Origin of the sequence: Hymenobacter daecheongensis DSM 21074 (genome assembly GCF_900141805.1) — a bacterium.
In the GTDB taxonomy this organism is placed as follows: Bacteria; Bacteroidota; Bacteroidia; order Cytophagales; family Hymenobacteraceae; genus Hymenobacter; species Hymenobacter daecheongensis.
Genome location: NZ_FQYN01000013.1, coordinates 16,358 through 40,374, shown reverse-complemented (window position 1 = coordinate 40,374; position 24,017 = coordinate 16,358). Strand labels below are relative to the sequence as shown.

Annotated in this window: 24 protein-coding genes; 19 read left to right on the top strand and 5 right to left on the bottom strand. The window is 62.7% G+C overall.

Translation table 11 applies throughout. The annotated features are described in order from the left end of the window. The first annotated feature begins 23 nt into the window (after positions 1–23). The 9 genes from BUB62_RS18375 (at position 24) to BUB62_RS18335 (ending at position 7,660) form a co-directional block, all read left to right on the top strand. A complete protein-coding gene (locus BUB62_RS18375; protein WP_073112721.1) occupies positions 24–857 on the top strand; it encodes a Rossmann-like and DUF2520 domain-containing protein in 834 nt (277 codons plus the stop codon). Positions 858–916: 59 nt separating this feature from the next. Then, positions 917–1,249: a 2Fe-2S iron-sulfur cluster-binding protein gene (locus BUB62_RS18370; protein ID WP_073112720.1), complete on the top strand. Its 333-nt coding sequence runs from the start codon at positions 917–919 to the stop codon at positions 1,247–1,249. A 120-nt stretch (positions 1,250–1,369) separates the two neighbouring features. After that, the gene (gene iscX / locus BUB62_RS18365) at positions 1,370–1,612 is read left to right on the top strand and encodes a Fe-S cluster assembly protein IscX (protein ID WP_073112718.1); all 243 of its coding nucleotides are present in this window, start codon (positions 1,370–1,372) and stop codon (positions 1,610–1,612) included. Positions 1,613–1,734: 122 nt separating this feature from the next. Next, on the top strand, positions 1,735–2,223 hold the full coding sequence (locus BUB62_RS18360) for a KdsC family phosphatase (RefSeq protein WP_073112716.1): 489 nt from the start codon (positions 1,735–1,737) through the stop codon (positions 2,221–2,223). Positions 2,224–2,356: 133 nt separating this feature from the next. After that, positions 2,357–2,551 (top strand): cold-shock protein, encoded by a 195-nt coding sequence (locus BUB62_RS18355; RefSeq protein ID WP_073112714.1) that lies wholly within the window; start codon positions 2,357–2,359, stop codon positions 2,549–2,551. 173 nt (positions 2,552–2,724) lie between these two features. Continuing rightward, positions 2,725–3,630: a geranylgeranylglycerol-phosphate geranylgeranyltransferase gene (locus BUB62_RS18350; protein ID WP_084539200.1), complete on the top strand. Its 906-nt coding sequence runs from the start codon at positions 2,725–2,727 to the stop codon at positions 3,628–3,630. 112 nt (positions 3,631–3,742) lie between these two features. Beyond that, positions 3,743–4,960, top strand: a complete 1,218-nt coding sequence (locus tag BUB62_RS18345; protein WP_073112712.1) for a BamA/TamA family outer membrane protein — start codon at positions 3,743–3,745, stop codon at positions 4,958–4,960. A 151-nt stretch (positions 4,961–5,111) separates the two neighbouring features. Then, the gene (locus BUB62_RS18340) at positions 5,112–6,278 is read left to right on the top strand and encodes a BamA/TamA family outer membrane protein (protein ID WP_073112710.1); all 1,167 of its coding nucleotides are present in this window, start codon (positions 5,112–5,114) and stop codon (positions 6,276–6,278) included. A gap of 143 nt (positions 6,279–6,421) precedes the next feature. Continuing rightward, complete coding sequence (locus BUB62_RS18335; protein WP_073112708.1) at positions 6,422–7,660, top strand: glycosyltransferase family 2 protein; 1,239 nt, start codon at positions 6,422–6,424, stop codon at positions 7,658–7,660. On the opposite strand, the gene BUB62_RS18330 is transcribed toward BUB62_RS18335, so the two are convergent. From BUB62_RS18330 to BUB62_RS18320, 3 genes are read right to left on the bottom strand one after another with little or no spacing between them, the layout of a single operon-like run. Further along, positions 7,657–8,256, bottom strand: coding sequence for a class I SAM-dependent DNA methyltransferase (locus BUB62_RS18330; RefSeq protein ID WP_073112706.1), 600 nt, complete (start codon positions 8,254–8,256; stop codon positions 7,657–7,659). The two genes, BUB62_RS18335 and BUB62_RS18330, sit on opposite strands and share 4 nt — an antisense overlap. A 36-nt stretch (positions 8,257–8,292) precedes the next feature. Further along, a complete protein-coding gene (locus BUB62_RS18325) occupies positions 8,293–9,036 on the bottom strand; it encodes a PIG-L deacetylase family protein (protein WP_073112704.1) in 744 nt (247 codons plus the stop codon). Continuing rightward, on the bottom strand, positions 9,029–10,228 hold the full coding sequence (locus BUB62_RS18320) for an acyl-CoA dehydrogenase family protein (protein WP_073112702.1): 1,200 nt from the start codon (positions 10,226–10,228) through the stop codon (positions 9,029–9,031). Before BUB62_RS18320 ends, BUB62_RS18325 begins: the two co-directional genes overlap by 8 nt. A gap of 200 nt (positions 10,229–10,428) precedes the next feature. On the opposite strand from BUB62_RS18320, the gene purH reads away from it, so the two are divergent. The 8 genes from purH (at position 10,429) to BUB62_RS18280 (ending at position 20,218) form a co-directional block, all read left to right on the top strand. Next, on the top strand, positions 10,429–11,946 hold the full coding sequence (gene purH / locus BUB62_RS18315) for a bifunctional phosphoribosylaminoimidazolecarboxamide formyltransferase/IMP cyclohydrolase (protein WP_073112700.1): 1,518 nt from the start codon (positions 10,429–10,431) through the stop codon (positions 11,944–11,946). Between the two features lie 83 nt (positions 11,947–12,029). Next, complete coding sequence (locus BUB62_RS18310; protein ID WP_073112699.1) at positions 12,030–12,266, top strand: hypothetical protein; 237 nt, start codon at positions 12,030–12,032, stop codon at positions 12,264–12,266. A gap of 235 nt (positions 12,267–12,501) precedes the next feature. Further along, a complete protein-coding gene (locus BUB62_RS18305) occupies positions 12,502–13,527 on the top strand; it encodes a rod shape-determining protein (RefSeq protein WP_073112697.1) in 1,026 nt (341 codons plus the stop codon). A 132-nt stretch (positions 13,528–13,659) separates the two neighbouring features. After that, a complete protein-coding gene (mreC, locus tag BUB62_RS18300; protein WP_073112695.1) occupies positions 13,660–14,589 on the top strand; it encodes a rod shape-determining protein MreC in 930 nt (309 codons plus the stop codon). Next, complete coding sequence (locus tag BUB62_RS18295; RefSeq protein WP_073112693.1) at positions 14,586–15,110, top strand: hypothetical protein; 525 nt, start codon at positions 14,586–14,588, stop codon at positions 15,108–15,110. The genes mreC and BUB62_RS18295 overlap by 4 nt, the downstream gene beginning before the upstream one ends. Before the next feature lie 183 nt (positions 15,111–15,293). Next, positions 15,294–17,132 (top strand): penicillin-binding protein 2, encoded by a 1,839-nt coding sequence (gene mrdA, locus BUB62_RS18290; RefSeq protein WP_073112691.1) that lies wholly within the window; start codon positions 15,294–15,296, stop codon positions 17,130–17,132. Between the two features lie 173 nt (positions 17,133–17,305). Continuing rightward, positions 17,306–18,604 (top strand): rod shape-determining protein RodA, encoded by a 1,299-nt coding sequence (gene rodA, locus BUB62_RS18285; RefSeq protein ID WP_073112690.1) that lies wholly within the window; start codon positions 17,306–17,308, stop codon positions 18,602–18,604. Positions 18,605–18,631: 27 nt separating this feature from the next. Further along, on the top strand, positions 18,632–20,218 hold the full coding sequence (locus BUB62_RS18280) for a hypothetical protein (protein WP_073112688.1): 1,587 nt from the start codon (positions 18,632–18,634) through the stop codon (positions 20,216–20,218). A 102-nt stretch (positions 20,219–20,320) separates the two neighbouring features. Here the strand turns inward: BUB62_RS18280 and BUB62_RS18275 are convergent, their stop codons facing one another. Together BUB62_RS18275 and BUB62_RS18270 are read right to left on the bottom strand one after the other, a co-directional pair. Beyond that, complete coding sequence (locus BUB62_RS18275) at positions 20,321–21,406, bottom strand: hypothetical protein (RefSeq protein WP_143164277.1); 1,086 nt, start codon at positions 21,404–21,406, stop codon at positions 20,321–20,323. A gap of 12 nt (positions 21,407–21,418) precedes the next feature. Then, entirely contained in the window at positions 21,419–22,714 is a 1,296-nt protein-coding gene (locus BUB62_RS18270) for a hypothetical protein (RefSeq protein WP_073112684.1), read from the bottom strand. Between the two features lie 34 nt (positions 22,715–22,748). On the opposite strand from BUB62_RS18270, the gene BUB62_RS18265 reads away from it, so the two are divergent. Continuing rightward, on the top strand, positions 22,749–23,072 hold the full coding sequence (locus BUB62_RS18265; protein ID WP_073112682.1) for a 2Fe-2S iron-sulfur cluster-binding protein: 324 nt from the start codon (positions 22,749–22,751) through the stop codon (positions 23,070–23,072). Positions 23,073–23,339: 267 nt separating this feature from the next. Then, positions 23,340–23,966 carry a thymidine kinase gene (locus BUB62_RS18260; protein ID WP_073112680.1) on the top strand — a complete coding sequence of 209 codons (627 nt, stop codon included), beginning with the start codon at positions 23,340–23,342 and terminating at the stop codon, positions 23,964–23,966. Positions 23,967–24,017 lie beyond the last annotated feature (51 nt).

Below are 24,017 nucleotides of genomic sequence, written 5' to 3'. Positions count from 1 at the left end.
CGGTAGCTTTTATCCCAGTTCTTATGCACGAAGACTATCCACTGCTCCGAATCGTATTGCTGGGCGCGGGCCGAGTGGCGGCCCACCTGGGGCCGGCGCTCTGGCGGGCTGGCCACCACGTAGCGCACGTGTGGAGCCGCACCGCCGCCAGCGCCGCGGCCCTGGCCGCCCAGATTCCGGGCGCCGCGCCCGTCAGCGGCCAGCCGCTGCACACGCTGCCGCTGGCCGATGTTTACATTGTGGCCGTGCCCGATGCGGCGGTAGCGGCGGTGCTGGCCATTGCCGGGCTGCCGGCCGGGGCGCTGGTGGTGCATACGGCCGGCGCGCTGCCGCTGGCAGTGTTCGAGGGCCAGCCCGCGCTGCGCGGCGGCGTGTTCTACCCACTCCAGACGTTCAGCCCCGGCCGTGCCATCGACTGGGCCACCGTGCCGCTGTGCGTGGAAGCGGCCCACCCGACCGATGAAACCACGCTGCTGGCACTGGCGCACAGCCTGAGCAAAATGGTGTACGTGGTGGCCACGCCCCAGCGGCAGGCGCTGCACGTGGCAGCCGTGTTTGCCAGCAACTTCACCAACCACCTGCTGGGCATCAGCCATGCCCTGACTCGGGAGGCGCGCCTGCCCTTCGACCTGCTGCTGCCGCTGGTGCGCGAAACGGTGGAAAAAGCCCTGCTGCACCCGCCCTTCACCGTGCAAACCGGCCCCGCCGTGCGCCACGATGCCGGCACGCTCGCGCTGCACCGCGCCGCGCTGGCCGCTCATCCGGCCTGGCAGGCGGTGTATAATGAGCTGACGGCCAGTATTCAGGCACAAAACCGGGCGCTGACGGCAAACAACGGGGACCTCCCGCAGCTTTGATTCCGGAACTGGGGTGCGTACCTTCGTGCCCGCATTTTGCCTTCCCAAGCTCCTCCATTGTGAAAGTCGTTAACATCACCTTTAAATTTCAGGACGGCCAGCCCGAACAGACGCACGTAGCGGCGCAGGGCGAGTCGGTGCTGGACGTAGCGCTGAACAACGACATTCAGCTGCAGCACAACTGCGGCGGCGTGTGCGGGTGCAGCACCTGCCACGTGTATGTGCTGCAGGGTGAAAACGACCTGCCCGAAATCAGCGACAAGGAGGAAGATTTCATTGACCGCGCCGTGAATCCGCGCATCAACTCGCGCCTGGGCTGCCAGTGCGTGGTGCAGGGCGGCAGCCAGGATCTGGTGATTCTGATACCCACGCAGGAATTCCTGGGCCATTGATTTAATGTGCTGATCCGGTAATGTGCTGATTGTATAAGCCAAGGATGTTGTTCCGGTAGGCTGGCAGTGCATCCTTCCATTAGCACATGAGCACATCAACCAAATTAACCCATCAGAAACATGGCCCATTTCGAGCCCCCTATCCAGTGGAATGACCACGAGGACATTGCCATGGCGCTGTACGAGAAGTTCGGCGACGAATTCGGCGAAGCCAAAATCTACCGCATCCGCTTCACCGAGCTGCTCGACTGGATTATGAGCCTGCCCAACTTTGCCGGCACACGCGAGCAGTCCAACGAGGGCCATCTGGAACAAATCCAAGCCAAGTGGGTGTACGAGTGGCGCGACAATCAAAAGGCTTAATGTGCTAATGCGCTGATATGCTGATGTATTGGGGCCTAATTGAAGCATCAGCACATCAACCCATCAGTACATCAAAGAATCAGCACATCAGCACATCAAAAAATCAGCACATTAAAAAATCCATGCCTGATCTGTCCGCTATTAAAGCCTTTATTCTGGACGTTGACGGCGTGCTGACCGACGGCACGCTGCTGGCGCTGAACTCCGGCGAGCAGGCCCGCGCTTTCCACATCCGCGACGGTTACGCCATTCGGCACGCGCTACGCCGCGGCTACCGCATCGTGGTAATTTCGGGGCGCAACGAAGAAGGCGTGCGCAAGCGCCTGGAGTCGCTGGACGTACACGATATTTTCCTGGGGGTAGATGATAAGATGAAGATCTTCAACACCTACATCAACACCTACCGCCTCGACCCCGCCCACATTGCCTACATGGGCGACGACATGCCCGACATCGAGGTGATGCGCCGCTGCGCCGTGGCCGCCTGCCCCGCCGATGCCGCCGCCGACGTGCACCAGATCAGCAACTATGTGGCCGCCCGGCCCGGGGGCCACGGCGCGGTGCGCGAGTTGATCGAGGCCGTGATGAAAACCCAGCAGACCTGGGCGTAGCCGCCCGCCCGGCAAAAGATAACAGGCGCTCCGTCACTGGTTTGCGAAGCTGAAGCGTACGGAAATGGAATTGTGATTTTGTAAAATCCCTTTATATTTACCCAATCATCCATTCATTCTTTTTTTTCTTTTCATGAAAACAGGAACCGTAAAATTCTTTAATGAGTCGAAGGGCTACGGCTTCATTACAGATGACACGACGAAGGAAGACTTCTTCGTGCACGTTACCGGCCTGAACGGGGGCCAGATCCAACAAAATGACCGCGTGGAATTTGAGACGCAGGAAGGCCGCAAGGGCGTGAATGCCGTCAACGTGAAGAAAGTGTAGGTTCGCCTACCCAGGTTATTTATAGCTTGTCAGAAAGCCTCTCCGCCTGGAGAGGCTTTCTTTTTGGGGCCGGCGGGGCGGTTGCGCCCCGGTTTTGCCATCTTTGCCACGCCGTGCGGCCAACCTAGTCAAGGCCCGATTCCGCCCGCTTTATTCTCTCTCTGGTATCCGTTATGCTGCCTGCCGCTCCCTCTCACGCCTCTGCGCCCGCGCCCGGCCCCGCCCGCGCCGATGGCTGGCCGGCGCTGCTGCGGCTGGTGCGCTTTCCCAACCTGCTGATTATGGCGCTATGCCTGGCGCTGGTGCGGGTCTGCCTGCTGAATGCCCCGCTGCTGAGCGGCCGCTTTGGGCTGCTGGCGCTGGCGGCCCTGTGCGTGGCGGCGGCCGGCTATATTATTAATGACTACTACGATGTGAAGATTGACGCCATCAACCGGCCGGAGCGGCTGGTGGTGGGGCGCGTGGTGAACCGGCGCTGGGCCATGCTTGCGCACCTGCTGCTCTCGGGCATCGGGGTGGGGGTGGCCGTCCTGCTGCTGCCGCTGCTGGGGCTGGTAAATCTGGGCTCGGCGCTGCTGCTGTGGGGCTATTCGGCCCGGTTTAAGCGGCTGGCGCTGGTCGGCAACCTCAGCATTGCTACCCTCACGGCGGCGCTGGTGCTGCTGCCCGAGCTGCAGCTGCGCACAGGCCTGCCCGCGGTGTGGGGCTACGCGCTGGCCGCGTTTCTGCTGACCACGGTGCGCGAAATAGTGAAGGATGTGGAAGATATGCGCGGCGATGCTCAGCACGAGTGCCGCACGCTGCCCATTGTGTGGGGCGTAGTGCGCACGAAGTGGGTGGCGGGCTTTTTCCTGCTGAGTTTGGTGGTATTTGTGGGCGGGGCGGCCGGGGCGGCGCTGCAGCAGCGGCACTGGCTGTTTGGGAGTTGGCTGCTGCTGGCCGTGCTGATGCCGCTGCTGCTGCTGGGCCGCCACCTGGCCCGCGCCGACCGCCGCCGCGACTTCGCCCGCCTCAGCGCCTGGTGCAAGTGGATTATGCTGGCCGGGGTGCTGTCGATGGTGCTGGCCGGGGGGCGCTAAAACCGTAGGGCTACTGGCTGCGTTAGCAGAAAAAAACAAACAACCGCCGCCGGGCCGGGCTGCCCGCCTCGCCGTCGTTGTTGGACTTTTTGTCTGCCAAACCTTCCCATCTATGCGCTTCCTTTACTCCTTGCTGACACTGGGCCTGCTGGCCTCAGTGGCTCATGCCCAAACCGCGCCCGCCGCGGCCGACCCTTCCGCCGCCGTGGCTGCGCCTGCCGCCCCAAGTGCTGCCGCGCCGCCCAAAGCGGCCGACGATGACCCGCGCCGCGACAAAAGGCCGAGCTTTATTCCGGTGCCTATTGCCTTCTATCAGCAGGAAACCGGCTTCGCGGGGGGCGTGGCCATTTTGCCGGTGTGGCGATTTGGCCAGGATACGGCGGTGCGCAAGTCCAACGCCCGCCTGATTGGCTGGATTTCGGAGAAGAAGCAGACCACCCTCCAACTCACGCACAACATCTTTACGCCGGAGGAAAAATTCTTCCTCTCGGGCGAGTTGAGCTACTACGATCTGGCTTTCAAATACTACGGCATCGGCAACGAAACCCGCAAGAGCGACGAGGTCACGATTAAGTACCCGCTCATTGTATTTGATGAGAAAGTGCTGAAAAAAGTGGCGCCCAACCTGTTTGTGGGCCTGCGCTACCGCCTCACCGACCTGGGCGACGTGGAGCTGAAGGATGGTGGCGAATCGGGCAACGCGGCTAAAGTCTATGATCCGCTGCCCCTGGAGCAGCGCAATGGCACCACTAGCTCCGGCCTCGGCCCAGCGCTGCTCTTCGACAACCGCGACAACGTGCTGGCCACCTACCGCGGCAACTTCGTGGATGCGCACGTGCTGTTCAATGGCTCGGCCCTGGGCAGCGACGACCAGTTTACGCGCTACCAGCTAGATGCCCGCCACTTCCGGCCGCTTTTCGGCTCCACCAATACCATTCTGGCCGCTCAGTTTATGGGCCAGTACCATTCCGGCGATGTGCCCTTCCGCGAGCTGGGCGGCATGGGCGCTACCTTGGGCGGGGCCGCCTACAACAATGCCTACCTGATGCGCGGCATCTACGAAGCCCGCTTCCGCGACCGGCAGTTCACGACGGTGCAGGCCGAAATCCGGCAGAAGCTGTTCTGGCGCATCGATGGGGCCGTGTTCGGGGCCGTGGGCCAGGTGGGCCGCAACCTGTCGGATTATAGCCTGGATGGCACTAAAGTAGCGGCCGGCTTCGGCGGCCGCTTCCGCTTCAACCGCCGCGACCGGCTCAACATCCGCCTCGACTACGGCGTGGGCTCGGGCGGCAACTCGGGCATTATCTTCGCCGTGGGCGAGGCCTTCTAAAACGGGTCTATTATCTCCAAAAAGGCTCTTCCAATGCGTTGGAAGAGCCTTTTTGCGTTCGGTAAAAGCAGTTTCAGGTATCAGGCAAAGCCGTACCTTCCGCCTTTATAGCGTCTTCCTGCGGAGACTGCCATTTCTCCTGTCATTGCCTATGCGCCTTTTCTACGCCTGCCTGCTACTCGTTTTGCTAGCCCCCGCCGCCCGCGCCCAAACCAGTCCGCCCGGCCCCGACGACCCCGCCACGGCCGCCCCCGTGGCCGCCAAAACCAAGCGCGACAAGCCCAGCTTCATTCCGTTCCCGATTGTGTTTTCGCAGCCCGAAACCGGTCTAGGCTACGGGCTGGCAGTGCTGCCGGTGTGGCGCTTTGGTCAAGACAGCACGGTGCGCAAATCCAACGCCCGCCTGCTGGCCTGGCGCACCCAGCGCAACCAGAGCTTGGTGCAGCTCACGCACAACCTGTTTACGCCCGGCGAACGGTTTTTGCTGACCGGCGAGGTGAGCAACTACTACCAGTTTCCCATCAACTACTACGGCTACGGCCCGGCCACCAGCGCCGCTGACAAGTCCGTTATTCAGTATAAAGTGCTCATCTTCAACCAGCGGGTGCTGCGGCAGGTGCGGCGCAATTTGTTTGTGGGGCTGCAATACCGCGCCACCTCTCTGCGTGACGTGCAGGTGAAGGAAAATATAGACCAGGATACGCCCCGGCAGCGGCCCAGTCGGCTGCTGGAGCGCGCCGCCCGCGAATACCAGCAGAATACCTTCATCTCCGGTATCGGCCCCTCGCTGCTCTACGACGGCCGCGACAATATTTTGAGCACTTACCGCGGCAACTATCTGGAGCTGAGCAGCTACTTCAACGGCGCACCTCTGGGCAGCGACTTCCGCTTCAGCCGCTACCTGCTTGATGTCCGCCACTTTCAGCCTCTGGACCCAGATAATAAAACCATTCTGGCCACGCAGCTGGTCGGGCAGTTCAATGCAGGTACGGTGCCCTTCCGGGAGCTGGCTAACCTGGGCGGCGACAAAGTGATGCGCGGCTACTACGACGGCCGCTACCGCGACCGGCAGCTGCTGGCCGTGCAGGCCGAGCTGCGCCGCCGTCTCATCGGGCGCTTCAACGGGGTGCTGTTCGGCGGCCTCGGCCAGGTGGGCAACACCCTGGCCGATTTAGGCAAAAATAGCCTGAAAGCCACCGCTGGGGCTGGTATCCGCTTCAAGTTCAACCGCGCCGACCGCCTCAACATCCGCTTCGACTACGGCCGTGGACTGAACGGTTCTTCCGGTATTTATTTCAGCATCGGCGAAGCATTTTAGCGCATTTGTAAAGAACAAATCATCAGGTAAACAGTGGATTAGCGATTGAGCAGCTTGTGGATTCACTCGCCGCTCCCGGCGCTCCAGCCGAGAAAAGCTCCGTTCGCTCATCCTGGGGGCTAAGTTCGGCGTAAAGGCTCCTGATGGACCACGTCTCCCCGCTCCGCTTTCATGCTGCCCAAGAGGCCACGGCAGCCCTGGTTTTGGCCGATACCTGGCGTATTGCCACGCTGCCCCGGCCCGCGCTGCAGGCGGCCATCATCATTCCGGTGAAGGATGAGGCGGAAAACCTGCCCCATACGCTGGCCGCGCTGGCCGCCCAAACCGATCTGGCAGGGCAGCCGCTGCCCCCGGATAGCTACGAAATCATCGTGCTGGCCAATAATTGCCACGACCAGACGGCCGCTGTGGCCCGGCGTTTTGCCGCCGCGCATCCACATCTGGCGCTGCATGTGGGCGAAATCACGCTGCCGCCCGCCCAGGCCCATGTGGGTCGGGCTCGCCGCCTGCTGATGGATGAAGCCTGCCGCCGCCTGGAGCTGGTGCCTGCCACGGAGGGCGTCATCCTGAGCACCGATGGCGATACCCGCGTGGCGCCCACCTGGGTGGCCGCCACCCTGGCCGAGATAAGCACCCATCAGGCAGAGGCCGTGGGCGGCCGGATTCTTACGCCCCAAGCCAACGACCGGCCCGCCGAGCGCCGCTACCACCTGCGCGATACGGCCTACCGCCTGCTGCGGGCCCGCCTCGAAAGCCTGATTGACCCAAATCCCGCCGACCCCTGGCCGCGCCACCACCAGCATTTCGGGGCCAGCTTCGCCATCACGGCACGGGCATACCGGCGCGTGGGCGGCCTGCCGGAAGTAGCGTATCTGGAAGATGAAGCGCTGTACCAGGCGCTGTGCCGCCACGACTTGCGCGTGCGCCACAGCCCCGCCGTGCGCGTTTTCACCTCCGACCGGCACGAGGGCCGCGTAGAAGTGGGGCTTTCGTGGCAGCTACGGCAATGGTCGGCGCTGCACGAGCAGCAGCGGGAGCCTATGGTAGAAGGTGCGGCGCAATTGCTGGCCGGCTGGCAAGACCGCCGCGCGCTGCGCCAATTCTGGCAGCAAACCTTATTGTCTTCTGCCCCGGCCCAGACGCTCCCATCAGAACTCACCGTGCCGATATTGGCGGAGCGCCTAGGCATTTCTATCGTGTTGTTGGCCCAGCGGCTGCGCCAGATGGCGGCTTTCGGAGAGCTGTGGGCGTGGGTGCAGCAGGAGCAAGACCAGGCCGGCCGGTCCCAACGCTGGCCATTGGTGCCACTGAGCTGCGCTGTAGCGGAGCTGCGCCAGCAGGTAGCCTGCCATGAGAGCAGGCAGGCAGTACCAGTTAGCTAGATTTTCTCCAGCAAATCGAGCCGGTAGGTTTCGTGGCGCTGGTTATTGAGCAGGCGCAAGGGGCCGGTGGCCGTGGCGGTTCGCAGAAAAAAATCGTGAACCTCGTCGCCGGTAAGCGGATAGTCGTGGACCGGAGGCGTCCAGTGCACCAGCAGCAGCTGACCGCCGGGATTGAGCGCTTCCAGCAACAAGGCAGCGGATCGCTTCAGATCAGGCAGGGCCCAATAGTAGCCTACCTCCGACAGCACAATCAAATTGAAGTGCTGGCCGGCCGGAAATTCCTCGGGCAGCCGGCGTTGCTGAAACTCTACCTGGGGCAAATGTCGGCACCGCTCCTGGGCCCGTAGCAGCGGCGCCTCGGCCACATCAATGGCCAGCAAATGGCCGCAGCGCGGAGCCAGCTGCTCAGTAAGCACGCCCAGCGAGCAGCCAATTTCGAATGCGTGCTCGTACTGCGGCTTGGTCAGCGCGGCCATCGTGGTGGCGTATTTCTCCCGCTCATAGGCACTGGTTTCAAAATTCCACGGGTCCTGATTGGCGCGGTATACTTCGTCGAAATAGCTGGGCGGAAGAGTATTGGGCTGGTTTTCGTTCATGGGAAAAAGTTGGAATGGACAGAGCAATGCCCGATGCTATACGGCTTCCAGATACACCTCAAATGGCTGCGCGAAGTGGGCCAGCATACCTTCCGAGAGCTGAAAGCCGGCTGGGTCGTCGTCGATGATGGGCAGCAGCTGGGAGCGGTGAGCGGCAATTGCCTGCTGCTTTAATGCTACTACCGATGAAATATCCAGGCGCCAGCCGCGCACCTCGCTGGGCTGGGGCAGCTCAGCGGGGTCGGCCCGTTCCCAGGCCCACACCACGTACTCTAGCAGGCGCGGGGACGCGGTGAGGCGGGCGCAGGCCGCGTGTACCAGCTGGCTGGTGGCGCGGTGGTCGGGGTGCGGGTCGCGCCGCCAGGGCACCAGCAGGGTTTGGGGCTGGTGAGCTTCCAGGTAAGCCGAAAGCTGCTCCACGGCCGCCGCGAAGCCAGTGGCTTTAGCCGTGGGCACGGCACCATCGGGCAGGCCCATATGCAGCGTCTGAGCGGTTTCAACTCCTAAAATTTCCAGTGCCTCCCGCAGTTCGGCCTCCCGCAGCGCCCGGCGGGCCGGGGCCGGAAACCGGAGCGAATTGGGGTGCGACATCGTCCCATCACTTACCAACACCGTATGCACCGGCTGCCCGGCCCGGCGCAGCAGTGCCAGCAGCCCGCCGCAGCCCAACGATTCATCATCGGGATGCGGGGCCACCACGACTGTAGCGCCTAATGAAGCCGTAAAATCGGCGGGTTGAAGGGGAAATTCAGCAAAATGAAGAGCGGCGGTGTCAGGCATTCCAGAGAGCATAGGCAGGGGTAGGTTGTTGCAATACGAAACGGCCGGCATCGGCGATGGCGGCATCGGGGGCGGGCTGGCGCAGGTAGTGGGTCAGGTCGCGGTGCAGGCGCTCGAAGGGCTCGGGGCGCAGCAGGCCGCGGGCCCCCACGCACCGCTCGGCCAGCGGCAGCACCCGCAGGCAGATTTCCTCAATGGCCGTGCGTACCAGGTTGGCGTAGGCCACGGTGGCCTCAGCATCGGTGGTGGCAGTGGGGCGCGCGGCGTGCTCGGCGGCCCCGCGCAGCCAGAGGTTGCCGCTTTCCACCAGCATAGCCATTTCGCCCAGGCGCATTTTTTGGTAGGGGTCGTCGAGGCGGTTCAGCTCGCGCAGAAAGCGGCGGGTTTCGTCGAACACGGCCTCGGCCCCGCCCAGCTGCACGGCCGCGAAGCGAATGGCTCCGCCGCTGAACGCGGGCTGCTGGTAGTAGTCGCCGGGCTGGCCCAGCAGATCGTCGGGTCCAATTTCCGCGCCTGTCAGGTCTACGCGGAAGCTGGCGGTGGCCCGCATGCCCAGCGGCTTCCAGAACGAGGCATCCAGGGTGGCGGGCTGCTCGTCGGTAGGCAGAATGAACATTTGCCAGCCGCCTTCGGGCAACGTCCCGGTGATGAGTGGGCGGGTGAGGTGGCCGGCTCCGGAGCCGAAGGTTTTGCTGCCCCGCAGCCGAAAGCGCCCGTTGGGCAGCGGCTCCAGATGCACGCCATCGTGCGCCTGCGTATTCCAGACGCCGAACAGATGCCCGGCCCGCGCCGCCTGCGCCCAGCGCCGCACCTGCGCCGGCTGGCCGTAGCGCTGGGCCAGCTGCAGGGCATTCAGGTGGCCTTCATACACCCGCCCCACGGCCAGATTGCCCCGCCCGATGTGCCGCAAGGTGCGCAGCATGGTCAGAGTGTGGGCTGGCGCCATCAGGTCGGCGCCGCCCAGCACTGCGGCCAGCGGGGCCGTGAACAGGCCGGCCTCGCGCAGCCACCCAAACTCAGCCGTGGGAAAGCCGCCTTCCTGGTCGGTTTGGGCCGCGGCGGCGGCCAGGCGGCCGGCCAGCGCCGCCGCCGCGGCTTCGGGAGTCGGCGAGGGGCGAGGGTACGTAGAATCAGAAGGCGTGGCCGGCGTTTCGGGCGCGGAGCCGGGGGCAGAATAGGTGAGCAGCGACATGAGCGAAGCAGGAAAAAAACGGAAACTTGGCTGCCAGCTCTTTTGGAATAAAAACCGTCAGGCGCGAGGAGTCTCTTACGTACGGCGGAGCTGCAGCGATGGTAGCAGCATAACAATTCGGTAACGTGAGGGGTTGCGGGCGCGGCGGCGGGGTGCCTACCTTCGTGCGTCCAAATCGTTCAGCCCAACCCCTTCGTGCCATGTCGCAGCCCATCCGCTCCGCCCTCGTTTCCGTCTATTACAAAGACCGTTTGGAGCCGCTGGTGGCGCTGCTGCAGGAGCATGGCGTGAAGCTCTATTCCACGGGCGGCACCCAGCAGTTTCTGGAGCAGCAGGGGGCCGAAGTTACGGCCGTAGAAAGCCTGACGGGCTTTCCGGCCGTGTTCGGCGGGCGGGTCAAAACGCTGCACCCCAAAGTGTTCGGCGGTATTCTGCACCGCCGCCACGAGGCCGGCGACCTGGCCGAAGCCGCCCAGCACGACATTCCGCCCATCGACCTGGTGATTGTGGATCTATACCCTTTCGAGGAAACCGTAGCCTCCGAGGCGGCTGAGGAAGACATTATCGAGAAAATCGACATTGGCGGGATTTCGCTGCTGCGGGCCGCCGCCAAAAACTACCGCGACGTGCTGGTGGTCAGCAGCCGCGACCAGTACGCGGCCGTAACCGAGCTGCTGCGCGAAAAGAATGGCGCTACCGACCTGGAAGACCGCCGCCGCTACGCCGCCGCCGCCTTCGAGGTCACCTCAAAATACGACATGGCCATTTTCAACTACCTGAACAATAGCAATTCAGAATTCAAAATTCAGAATTCAGAATTCCCATTGCGCTACGGCGAAAACCCCCATCAGGCCGGCACCTTCCACGGCGATTTGAACGCGCTGTTTGACCAGCTCCACGGCAAGCAGCTCAGCTACAACAACCTCGTGGACGTGGACGCGGCCGTGCTGCTGATGCAGGAATTTCAGGACGGTGAGCCCGCCTGCGCTATTCTCAAGCACACCAACGCCTGCGGCGTGGCCCAGGCCGCTACGCTGGCCGAAGCTTACGCCCACGCGCTGGCCTGCGACCCGGTTTCGGCCTTCGGGGGCGTGATTATCGTGAACCGGCCGGTAGATGAGGCCACGGCCCAGGAGCTGAACAAGCTGTTTTTCGAGGTGCTCATCGCGCCCGAGTTTGAGCCAGCCGCGCTGCCGCTGCTGCAAAGCAAGAAAAACCGGATTCTACTGCGTCAGAAGCCCGTCGAATTTCCTAAAAAGCAAATCAAGACCCTGCTCAACGGTACTATCGAGCAGGACTTCGACCGCCGGACCGAAACTGCTGTCGACTTTAAGGTCGTGACCAAATCGGCGCCGACGGACCAGGAAACCGAGGCGCTGGTGTTTGCGGCCAAAATCTGCAAGCACACCAAGAGTAACACCATTGTGCTGGCGCGGGCCGGCCAGCTGCTGGCCTCCGGCGTGGGCCAGACCTCGCGGGTAGATGCCCTGCGCCAGGCCATTGAGAAGGCCCGCGCCTTCGGCTTCGACCTGCACGGCGCCGTGATGGCCTCCGACGCCTTTTTTCCCTTCCCCGACTGCGTGGAAATTGCCGGCGCGGCCGGCATCCGGGCCGTGGTGCAGCCCGGTGGCTCCATCAAAGATGCCGACAGCGTAGCGGCCTGCGACGAGCTGGGCATGGCCATGGTGATGACCGGCGTGCGCCACTTCAAACACTAAAATCTGGGGCCAAAGCGTGAGTTGAATGGATAAAGTATCTTGTCTGTTCAAACCACTGTTCTTACCCCAAGCTGCTGCCTGCTATGAAACCCATCCGATTTGAAACGCTTCTGTATACTGTGGGGGCGCTGCTGGTCATTGCCGGCGCAGTTGTCCGGATCGGGCATCTGAGCAGCGCTGCTACCGGCTTCACGCTGCTGATCGGCGGTTTTTTGCTGGGCAGCGTGGGCCAGCTCCTCACTTTCAGGCGCACGCGGCAGCTGCAGGCCCGCAACCGGGAGCTGGAGGCTAAGCTGGCCAACTCCCAGCGCAAGTCATAAATCGGCCGCTGCCGCTGCCCTTGCTGCCGTAGAAAGCCCTGACGTATGCCCCACGTCAGGGCTTTCGGGTAAAAGGAGTTTCGCGCATTTCAGCGGACGGGCTGCTTTGCTTCGCTCGTAAGGACAGCGCTTCGGCCCGTATTCTACCGGCTGCGCTTCGGCGAAACTTGCGTACTTTTGCGCCCACTTTGCACGGACTCAACCCGCGCATTCTCTCCTAACCTGCCGCTACTCAATGGGTTTCTTCAACTTCCTTACCAGCGACATCGCCATTGACCTGGGGACGGCCAATACGCTCATTATCCACAACGGCATCATCGTGGTGGACGAGCCGAGCATCATTGCCAAAGACCGCACAACGAACAAAGTAATTGCCGTGGGCCGGCAAGCGCAGCAAATGCACGAGAAGACCCACGACAACATAAAAACCATTCGGCCGCTCAAAGACGGTGTTATTGCCGACTTCCACGCCGCCGAGGAAATGATCAAGGGCATGATTAAGATGATCGATACGCGTCGTCGTCTGTTTCAGCCCTCGCACCGCATGGTTATCTGCATTCCGTCGGGTATCACGGAGGTAGAAAAACGGGCCGTGCGCGACAGTGCCGAGCACGCCGGAGCTAAGGAAGTCTGGATGATTCAGGAACCCATGGCTGCCGCCATTGGCATCGGCATCGACGTGGAGCAGCCCGTGGGCTCGATGATTATCGACATCGGGGGCGGCACCACCGAAATTGCGGTTATTGCCCTGTCGGGTATCGTCTGCGACCAGTCCATCAAGACGGCCGGCGACGTGTTCAACCAGGATATTCTCGACTACATGCGTCGGCAGCACAACCTGCTGATTGGGGAGCGGAGCGCTGAGCGCATCAAGATTGAAGTGGGCGCGGCCCTCACGGAGCTGGAAAATACGCCGCCCGACTTCGAGGTGCGCGGCCGCGACCTGATGACCGGCATTCCGAAAGTTATCAAGGTCACGTCGTCCGAAATTGCCATTGCCCTGGACAAGTCGGTGGCCAAAATCGAGGAAGCCGTGCTCAAGGCGCTGGAAATCAGCCCGCCCGAGCTGTCGGCCGATATTTACGAAAACGGCATTCACCTCACCGGCGGCGGCGCTTTGCTGCGCGGCCTCGACAAGCGCCTGGCCGCCAAAACCAAGCTGCCCATCCACATTGCCGATGACCCGCTGCGGGCCGTAGTGCGCGGCACCGGCAAAGCCATCAGCGACCTGGCCGCTTTCAAAGGCGTTTTGCTGACGTAGTCAGCAATTAAAAATTGAGAATGAAGAATTAAAAATTGCTCTTGCTTACGCCGATTGGCTTTGAGGCTAATGAACCGGAGGATAGAAGGAGTATCAATTCTTAATTTTTAATTCTTCATTTTTAATTGAAGCATGCGTAACCTCTTCGCTTTCCTTTTCCGCTACCGGGGTGTGCTGGTATTCGGGCTGCTGGAAGTGCTGAGTCTGACGCTTCTGATTCGCAACAGTAACTACCACGGGGCGGCGTTTTTCAACTCCTCCAATGCCTACGTGGGGCAGGTGCTCGACCTGCGCACGCGCATCTACGACTACTTCCGGCTGGTGCAGATAAACCAGGGGCTGGTGGCCGAAAACGCGGCCTTGCGCCAGCAGCTCTACCCTGCCGATACGGCCGGCCGGGTGGCCGCGGTGCTGCCCGTCAGCCCCGACAGCGCTACCCAGGCCCGTCTGCGGCAGTCGGGCCGGCCCGACTCGTTGCTGCTCGGGCTGCGGCAGCTACCGGCCCGCGACCCGGATTATCCACTGATTCCGGCCCGGGTTATCAACAATTCGCTCCGAAATGTGGATAACTACCTAACGCTCAACGTGGGCAGCCTTGATGGCGTGCAGACTGGCATGGGCGTGCTGGCCGCCGCCGGCGTGGTGGGCCGGGTGAAGGTGACCAGCGAGCATTACGCCACCGTGACTTCCGTGCTGCACTCCAAAACCTCGATTTCGGCCAAGATTCTGCGCGACGGCACGTTCGGCAGCATCAAGTGGCCCGGCGAAGATGCCACCCACGTATTGCTCGACTACATTCCGCGCCAGAACAAGCTCGTGCTCGGCGACACGGTGGTGACGTCCGGCTACAACGCCATTTTCCCCGAAGGGGTGCGCATCGGCATCATCGATTCGTTTGTGAAGGAGCAGGACAAGAATTTCTGGACAGTGCGCGTGCGGCTGGCCGTCGATTTTACCAAGCTGACCTACGTGTACGTCATCAAGAGCCGGCCCAAAATGGAGCGCGACACCCTGGAAGTAAAGGCGGGCCTGAAGCCGGAAGGGGAGCAGGTGCGGCCATGAGAGAGCTGGGCGTAGTTCTGATTCAGCTGTTGCGGCTGGCGGCCTACGTGGCCGTGCACACGCTGATTATCAGCAAGCTGGTGCTGTTTGATGTGGGCTGGTGCTTCTTCTACTTGGGGTTTCTGCTGTATTTACCCATCACCACGCCCATTGTGGTGCAGCTGCTGCTGGGCTTCGTGCTGGGCTTCAGCATGGATCTGTTTTATGACACGGGCGGCGTGCACGCGGCGGCGGCGGTGCTGCTGGCGTTTCTGCGGCCCTGGGTGCTGCGCCTGCTCACCCCCCGCGACGGCTACGACGCGGCCGATTCGGTGAATATTCACCAGATGGGCGGGCAGTGGTTTGTGGTGTATCTGGGCCTGCTGGTGGTGCTGCACCACGCGGCATTCTTTCTGCTGGAACTGGGCAGCTTCCGCACCTTCGGCCTCACGCTGGCCAAAATCCTGGTCAGCACCCTGTTCACGGGTATCACGCTGCTCATTATCCAGCTCCTGTTTTTCCCCTCGCGGCGGAAGCGGTGAGATAGTGAGGTAGTGAAATAGTGAGATGGTGAGTTTGATGTTCAGATTGCGCCAAATGCGCCACTTGCGCAGGCCGAACATCAAACTCACCATCTCACCATTTCACTATCTCACTACCTACCACTTATCTTTGCAAATCCGGCCGGTGGGCCGTAGGGTGTTCATCCTCAGTTTCTTCTTGCTTTGCAATACCTCGAAGACCGCAAATACGTGGTACACGCCATCTTCCTGGTGGTGGCGCTGGTATTTGGGGTTCGTCTTTTCTACATCCAGGTGCTCGACGGCAGCTACAAGCTGGCCGCCGACCGCAACACGCTGCAGCGGCTGGTGCAGGTGCCCTACCGCGGCCTGATCTACGACCGCAACGGCCAGATCTTGGTGCAGAATACGCCCGTGTATGACCTGATGGTGGTGCCGCGCGAGGTGAAGCAGCTCGACTCGGCCCGCTTCTGCCAGCTGCTGCAGCTGCCGCTGGAGGAGCTGCGCACGGCCCTGAAAACGGCCCGCGCCTACTCCCGCGTGAAGGCCTCGCCGCTGGTGCAAAACCTGAGCACGCCCGAACTGGCCGCCATTCAGGACAACCTGATCGACTTTCCCGGCTTCAGCATCAAGGCCCGCATGGCCCGCTCGTACCGCACCGAAAACATGGCCCACGCCCTGGGCTACGTGGGTGCCATCACGCCGGCCTTTCTGGAAAAGCCCAAATACGCCAAGTACCAGCCCGGCGACAACCTGGGCATCACGGGCCTGGAGTCGTATTATGAGCAGAAGCTGATGGGCCGCCGCGGCGTGCAGTACCGCATGGTGAACGTGCGCGGCATCGAGAAGGGCGCGTTCCGCAACGGCGAGTTTGATACGCTTTCGGTGGCCGGCCAGGACCTGCACACCAGCATCGACATTGAGCTGCAGAAATACGGCGAGCTGCTGATGGCCGGCAAGCGCGGCTCCATCGTGGCCCTCGACCCTAAAACCGGCGAGATTCTGGCCCTGGTATCGGCTCCGCTCTACGACCCCTCCATTCTGAGCGGCAAGGGAATGGGCAACCGCTACATGGAGCTGCTCAACAACCCCGAGCGGCCCCTGTTCAACCGCCCGCTGATGGCCACCTACCCGCCGGGCTCGGTGTTTAAGCTGGTGAATGAGCTGGTGGCCCTGCAGATGGGCGTGGTGACGCCCGAAACCGGCTTCGACTGCAACTGGAAGCTGGTGCGCTGCACCCACCGCCACGAGCCGCCGCGCAACCTGAGCATCGCCATCAAGAACAGCTGCAATCCGTATTTCTACCAGGTGATGCGGGCCAGCGTGCTGCGCGGGCGCTCCACCAATAAGTTTGAGGATGCCCGCCTGGGCCTGGCCGAGTGGCGGCGGCAGGTGATGTCGTTTGGTCTGGGCAACAAGCTGGGCGTAGATATGGCCAGCGAGAAAAAGGGTCTGATTCCCTCGCCAGAGTTCTACGATAAGCTGCGCGGCTACCACCACTGGAATTTCAAAACCGTGTACTCGCTCAGCATCGGGCAGGGCGAAATCGGCATTACGGGCCTGCAGATGGCCAATGTGATGGCCACCATTGCCAACCGCGGCTACTATTACACGCCCCATTTCGTGCGCGGCATCGGGCAGGGCGGGCCATTGCCCGAATACACCCAGCGTCACATCACCACCGTCGATCAGCAGCACTTCGAAGCCCTGATTCCGGGCATGTGCGCGGTGGTGGACGGCGGCCGGGGCGCTACCGGCAGCAATGCCAGCCTGGCCCGCTACGGCATTGCCGTGGCCGGCAAAACCGGCACCGTGCAGAACCCTCACGGCGACGACCACGCCACCTTCGCCGCCTTCGCCCCCGCCGACGACCCCAAAATCGCCATTGCCGTGTTCATCGAAAACGCCGGCTTCGGCGGCAGCTCCGCCGCCCCCATGGCCGCCCTGCTGATGGAAAAATACCTGCGCGGCAAAGTCAACAATCCGCGCTGGGAAAACTGGCTAATCGGCCCCGGCACCGAGCGGTTTATTGTGCGGCACTGATCTAATTGATTAACAGAACGTCATGCTGAGCGCAGTCGAAGCATCTCGCGTGCTGACACAGGATTAGTAACTCAACGTCAGCACGCGAGATGCTTCGACTGCGCTCAGCATGACAATACCTTTGTCCACACCAGCCGGCTGGAATTTCCCGCATCTTTGCCCAATAGTTTAAAATGGCCTCTTCTCCCGCTCGTTACAGCCGCAGCATCGACTGGGTCACTGTGCTCATCTATGCCCTCATGCTGGGCTTGGGCTGGCTGAGCGTATACGCGGCCAGCTACTCGCCCGACGCGCCGGCCGGTGGCCTGTTCAGCGGCCAGAGCTTCGCCGAGTTGATGCAGTACAACTGGTTCAAGCAGATTCTCTGGATCGGCACGGCGCTGGTGCTCATCGTGGTGCTGCTGGTGGTCGACTACAAGGCCTACGACACGTTCGCCTTCGTGCTCTACGGGGCCATGATTATGCTGCTGATCATCACGCCTTTCATTGCGCGGCCCATTGCGGGTTCCCGCTCGTGGCTGGAGCTGGGCCCGGTGCGCCTGCAGCCGGCCGAGTTTGCCAAGTTTATCACGGCTTTGGCCGTGTCGCGCTATATGGCCAGCATCAACCTGCGCTACCAGAACTTCCGCGACCAGCTGGTGCTGGCCGGCCTCACCCTGTTGCCGCCGCTGCTCATCATTGCGGCCAATGAAACCGGGCAGGCACTGGTGTTTGCGGCCTTTTTGCTGGCGTATTTCCGCGAGGGCATGTCGCCGCTGATCCTTATTATTCTGGCCGCGGCGGGTGTCATTCTCATTCTAGCGCTGCTGGTGCCCAAGGTCTGGCTCATCGGGGCTTTCACGCTGATTCTGGTCGGAGTTTTTGCATTCAATACCAAGGTGTTGCGCCACCATCTGCCGGTGGCGCTCAGCGTGTGGGCGGTGGTCATCGGGATGGTATTTGGGGTCGATTTTTTCTTCAACCAAGTGCTGCAGCCCCACCAGCGCAAGCGCATCGAGGTGCTCATCAACCCTTCGGCCGACCCGCTGGGCGTGGGCTGGAACGTGACGCAGTCCAAGATTGCCATCGGCTCGGGCGGGCTGGTGGGCAAGGGCTTTCTGCAGGGCACCCAAACCAAGTTCGACTTCGTGCCCGAGCAAAGCACCGACTTCATTTTCTGCACCGTGGGCGAGGAGTGGGGCTGGCTGGGCACCACCGTGGTCATCATTCTCTTTATGGCCCTGCTGGGCCGGGTGCTCTACGTGGCGGAGCGCCAGAAATCCGTATTCGGGCGCACTTATGGCTACTGCGTGGCCAGCGTCATCTTCTTCCACTTCGCCATCAACATCGGCATGACCATCGGGCTGGCCCCGGTGGTGGGCATTCCGCTGCCGCTGTTCAGCTACGGCGGCTCCTCGCTGTGGTCGTTCACCACGCTGCTGTTTATCCTACTGGCCATTGATGCTTACCGCAAACAGGACCTTGTTAGATAGTGTTGAATGTTGAATTTTAAAGGTTGAATGATGCGTCTAAGCGTGCGGTGGTGGAATAATCCGGCATTCAACATTCAACACCCAACACTCACAATTCTTCTAATAAGTCTGCTGCTGCCCACGCAGAATTCTACGCTGGATGCCTGGTACTACGCGGCCTGCGTGCGCCATCAGCACGAGCTGCTGCTGCCGCACCATCTGCTCTACAACCCCGCCGGCCTGCTCTGGACGCGGTTTTTGGAGTTGCTGGGCCTGCACCTGGATACGCTGGCGGCGCTGAAAATGATGAATGCCCTGGCCGCCGGAGCCAGCCTGTGGGTGCTGGGCCGCATCCTGCAGCGGCTGCGCCTGTCGCCGGCTACCGGGGCGGCGTGGGTGCTGGTAGTGGGAGCCAGCTTTGGGCTGCTGCGCTTTGCCACCGAAAACGAAGCCTACGTGCTGCCGGTACTGTTTTCGCTGCTGGGAAGCTGGTGCTGGACGCGCTACCAGCTGGCCGCCGCGCCGCGCCCGGCCGGGCTGGTGTGGGCGGGTGTGTGGGCTGCCGTAGCCTGCCTGTTTCACCAGATTCACTTTTTCTGGTGGCTGGGCCTGTTGCTGGGCACGGGGTGGTACGCGGCGAAAAAAATCCGCGCCGTGCTGCTTTTCGGCCTGCCCGCGCTGCTGGTGCCGGCCGCCTACGTGGCCGCGCTGCCCACCTGGCACGAGCCGCTCACGCTGCCCGCGCTGTGGCGCTTCGTATTTCACGACTACTACGCGGGCCTCGCGGGCGGCAGCCTTTCGGCGCACGGCGGGCTGCTGGCGGTGGCCAATCTGGTGCGTACGTTTCTGCAAATACACGGCTCAATGCCCGCGCTGCTGCGGGCGGCCCCGCTGCTGGCGGTGGTGCCGGTGGTGTGCGCCGGGCTGGCTGGCTGGGCCATGCGGGCCGCTTGGCAGTCCTCCCGTAACCGGGTCACGCTACGTAGCGCGGAGCCGGATTTGGGCAGCAGCAGTCCCGATTTTCGGGCGGTCGTGGTGCGCACGCACGGCTTTATTTTGCTGGCCCAGTTGGGTTTCGCGGCGTATTCGGAGGGCAATGCGGAGTTTATGGTGATGGTGCCGGCGCTGGTGGCCGTGGTCGGGAGCGGGCTGCGCTGGATGCCGGCCCGGGCTTTGGCAGCCCTGGGTGTGGCCCTGCTGCTCTGGAACCTGGCTTTTGGTCTGGGACCAAGCTATTTTCTGCGCTTCAGCAATACCGACCGGCTGCTGACCGAAATTCCGGCCCGGCCGGCCACCTGGTTTCTGCTCGACAACCCGAATCTGGTCTTGAACCAGTTGCACTACCGCACCGGCCGTCCTACCGGCCCACCCAACGTGCTGCCGGCTCCCACGCTGCTGGTGCGGCGGCCCGGCCAGTCGGCGGCGCGGCTGCGGGCATGGCTGCGGGCCCAGCAGCAGGCCGGCCGCCCCATTCTCACCGACTGCCTCGGCGGCCCCCGGCTCCTCGACCGCGCCCAGCTCGTATACGGCGACCAGAACGCCGAGCTACTCCAGGGTTTCCGCACAACCCGCCTCGACTCTTTCCCCACATTCTTCGGCCCACGCTACCTCACGAAAATAAGCAGCAAGCCGTAAGCCTAAAGGCAAGCTGCAGCGTGGCAATCGGTCAACAAAAGCCGAGAATACAGACGAGAATTGTGCATCAAGCAATCCAAAGCCGCTATGCGGCTTCTTCGCTCAACCTTTAGCCCCCGTGCGCGTCCCTACGGCATTATCTCCGAGCCGTAGCCAGGCAAACAGCGGATGCCAGGTGAGCTGCCGCGAAAAAGATGCCGCGAAAACCGGGGCCGCCAGGTAGCCCATGCGCCCCAAGTCGCTGGAGAGCAGCATGTGGACCACGACTACCGCCACCAGCGCCCACGCAGCCAGACCAAGTGCCGGCTGACCGGCCGGAACTGCGGAACGGCCCCGCAAACCAGCCAGCAGCACCAGCCAGAAGAAGCCGAAGATGCTGAAGATTTCGCCCGCGCCCTTCACCGAAAACAGCCGCCGGAGCGAGTAAAGGAGGTTGTTGAGATGGTCCAAGGCATTGTGCATGCTTTCCTGCGGGGTCGCGCCCACCTGCGCATCAATCCAGTGGCGCACGCCGTAGGCCAGCGCCCCGGCCAGCGCGAGTAGCGCCAATTGCTTCGGCCAGGGCAGGGCCCGGCGGCCAAACACCACTAGCCACGGGGCCAGAAAAACGAACGACTCTTTGGCCTGCGGGCCCAGCAGAATGCACGCCGCCAGCGCCCACCCCGAGCCGCTGATTGCACCATAAAACGCCAGCGCAAACACCAGCATATACAGGCTGTCGACCAGCGGCAGCCCGGCAATGTACACGGCCCAGCGGCTGCACAGCACGGCCACCACGGCCAACGCCGCCGCGCCCGGCGAGGCTCCGTACAGCAGGCAGCTGCGAAACATAAACAGCGCCGCCAGGGCCAGAATCAGGGTATTGACTACGTAGAAAGCCAGCCGCAGGGGCCAGTCGGTGGCGGCGCGCTGGGGCCAGATGCGGGCGTAAACCTGCTCCAGCGGCCACGCTATGGCCGCCGCCACGGCCGGCACCACTACCCGGTAGCGCCGCGTAATGCTGACGCCCCGAAACTCGCCCCGCGCCACGCTCAGGTAGCTGCGCGTGTCGAGCGAGTGCGAGAAATCGTAGTGCACATACATAGTGTAGGCGCTGCCAGCCAGCACGCCCACGCACAACAGATACACCACCAGCAGCTGCCGCCAGCGTAGCATGAGTCCAGACGACAGCGGGAGGGAGGCAGGCACGAGAGGCGGCACTTAGGCGAACTTACGGTCGAGCAGCTTCAGGAGCTTATTGATGTGCTCTTCCTTGCGCACCCAGCCGTATTTGCCGGCTAGCTCCTGGGTCACGTAGCGCTTGGCCGCCTCGGCGCTGTGCAGCGAATCGAGGTGCTGAATGGCGGTGTGGTATTCCATATTCTCGCCGTTAAACAGCTCATTAATAAAGCTAAAGCGCTGATTAATGGAAATGGCCTCCCGCAACGACTCCACCTTGGGAGCCGATTTGTCGGCCAGCGTGGTGACGGTATTTTCCGGGCGCAGCGTTTCGCTGAGTGAAGCAGGGGCCGCGTGCTCGGCTTTCAGCTTCTCGTAGAGCGGTACGGTCCCGTTCGGAGCCGCTTCGTTCAGCGGCCGGCGTGCTGGTTCCGGCGTCACGGCGGTAGCCTCCGGGGCCGGCGCTGCCGACGGTGTGGCCGGGGCCGGGATAGTGAACTGGGGCGGCGCAACGGCAGGTGCTACGGGCTCCGGAACTGCTTCTGCTTTTGCTTTTGCGGCTGTTGGAGCCGTTTGAGCCGGCACCGGCGCGGGTTCCGGTTCCAACTCGGCTGGCTGCGGGGCGGCTTCGGCGGCGGGCGCGGCGGGCGCGGCCGGGGCTACCGGCGCGGCGGCCGGCACCGGAGCTGGCGGCGTGGCCACCGGCCCATCGGTCCATAGGTCGGCCACCGTAATCGGGAGCAGGGCGCTGAACTCGCCGATCAGCTTTTCCAGCGGCTGGTGGTTCTTGTAGTTGGCCTCCTGATACAGCCGGAAGCGGTTCAGCAAAAACTCCCGCTCCAGCGGCGTGCCCGGCGTGAGCGTGTCGATGAAGCCCTGAAACAGCGGCTTGTCGATATCGAGGTAGCGGAGCGGCTCGCGCAGCTGCTCCTGGGTGGCGGTGGGCTGCGCGCCCAGCAGCTTCTCCTCAAACGTCAGCGCCGAATCCATCACCACGCCCAGCGTGTCGCTGATGGCGCGGGCCAGCAGCGGCTCGAAGGCCTCCCGGCTCAGCCGGATGCGCCGCGACAGGGTGTTCATAAACTGCGTGAGAGCCTGGCGCACATCTTCGGCTTCGAAGTCGAAATAGGGGCTGCGCAGGCGGGCCATTTCGCCGGTCCATTGGGCCAGCAGCTGCTGCACCACAAACAGATTAACCTGCCGGATGGGCGTGAAGCGGAGCACGGCCGGCCCGTCGAGGGTGGCGGTGGGCTGGGCGGCAAAATGCTGGTCGCAGAGGTGAGCGGCCAGTCGGCGGCCGTATTGTTCGCGCTTGGGTTGGCTATATTTGTCTTTCATCGAAAGCCTGATTCAACGGGCAATTTAGGTAAAGATGCCCACTCTGACCGTGCAAAACCTGCCTGGTGCCGTGCTTTCCGTACCCGCCGGCGCTACCTTACTCGCCGCCCTGCAAGCCGCCGGCCACGACTGGATGCACGCCTGCGGGGCCAAAGGCCGCTGCACCACCTGCCGCCTCGACGTGCTGAGCGGGCTCGAACACCTAACGCCGCCCACCGACGCGGAGTTGCGCTACCGCGCCGCCGGCCGCCTGCTGCCCCACGAGCGCCTCACCTGCCAGACGCGGTTAGTAGAAGGCGACGTGGTAGGCCGAACCCCCGAAGCCACCAAGCTGCCGCACCAGCGGTATGAGGAGTAGGAGGGAAGTTCTGAAAGGTGAAGTTGGGAAACGGTACTGTCATCCTGAGCTTGCGAAGGACCTTATCACGACAGAGCGAATCATTGTTACGGCAGTTGTTCCACCGGTATAAGGTCCTTCGCAGGCTCAGGATGACAGTTGCTTTGGCAATGGCCGCCCACCAGCCGTTCCGGCTTCGTCTTTGGCCCTCCCCGCCGAAAGCCGTACTTTAGAGGTTCCGATGGAAGCCGGGCAACCGGCAACTGACAACTCCCAACTGACCGTCTTGTGTTTATAGAACCCCGCGTCGGCACCAGCCGCGAGATGAATGCCCGCCGGGGCTGGATTGAAGTGGTCTGCGGCTCCATGTTTTCGGGCAAAACGGAGGAGCTGATTCGCCGCCTCAACCGCGCCAAGATTGCCCGCCAGCGGGTCGAAATCTTCAAGCCCGCCCTCGATACCCGCTACCACGCGCTGGATGTGGTGTCGCACAACGCCAACAGCATCCGCTCCACGCCCATTCCCATTGCCCAGGAAATGCTGCTGCTGGCCGGCGCCTGCGACGTGGTGGGCGTGGATGAGGCCCAGTTCTTTGACGAATCGCTGATTGATGTATGCGTGCAGCTAGCCAACCGCGGCACCCGCGTCATCGTGGCCGGCCTCGATATGGACTTTCTGGGCAAGCCCTTCGGCCCCATGCCCGCCCTGATGGCCGTGGCCGAGTACGTGACCAAAGTGCACGCCGTATGCGTGTGCTGCGGCGAAATTGCGTCCTACTCGTTCCGCATCACGGCCTCGGAAAGCAAGATTCTGCTCGGCGAAACCGACTCCTACGAAGCCCGCTGCCGCCCCTGCTTTCTGGACGGTATGCGGGAGAAAACAACTGAGCCGCTGAGCGCCGCCGCCAAGCACTAAACTGACCTGGCCGGCGTTATCGTCGCAGGTTTTTATTCCGCTGCTATCCTG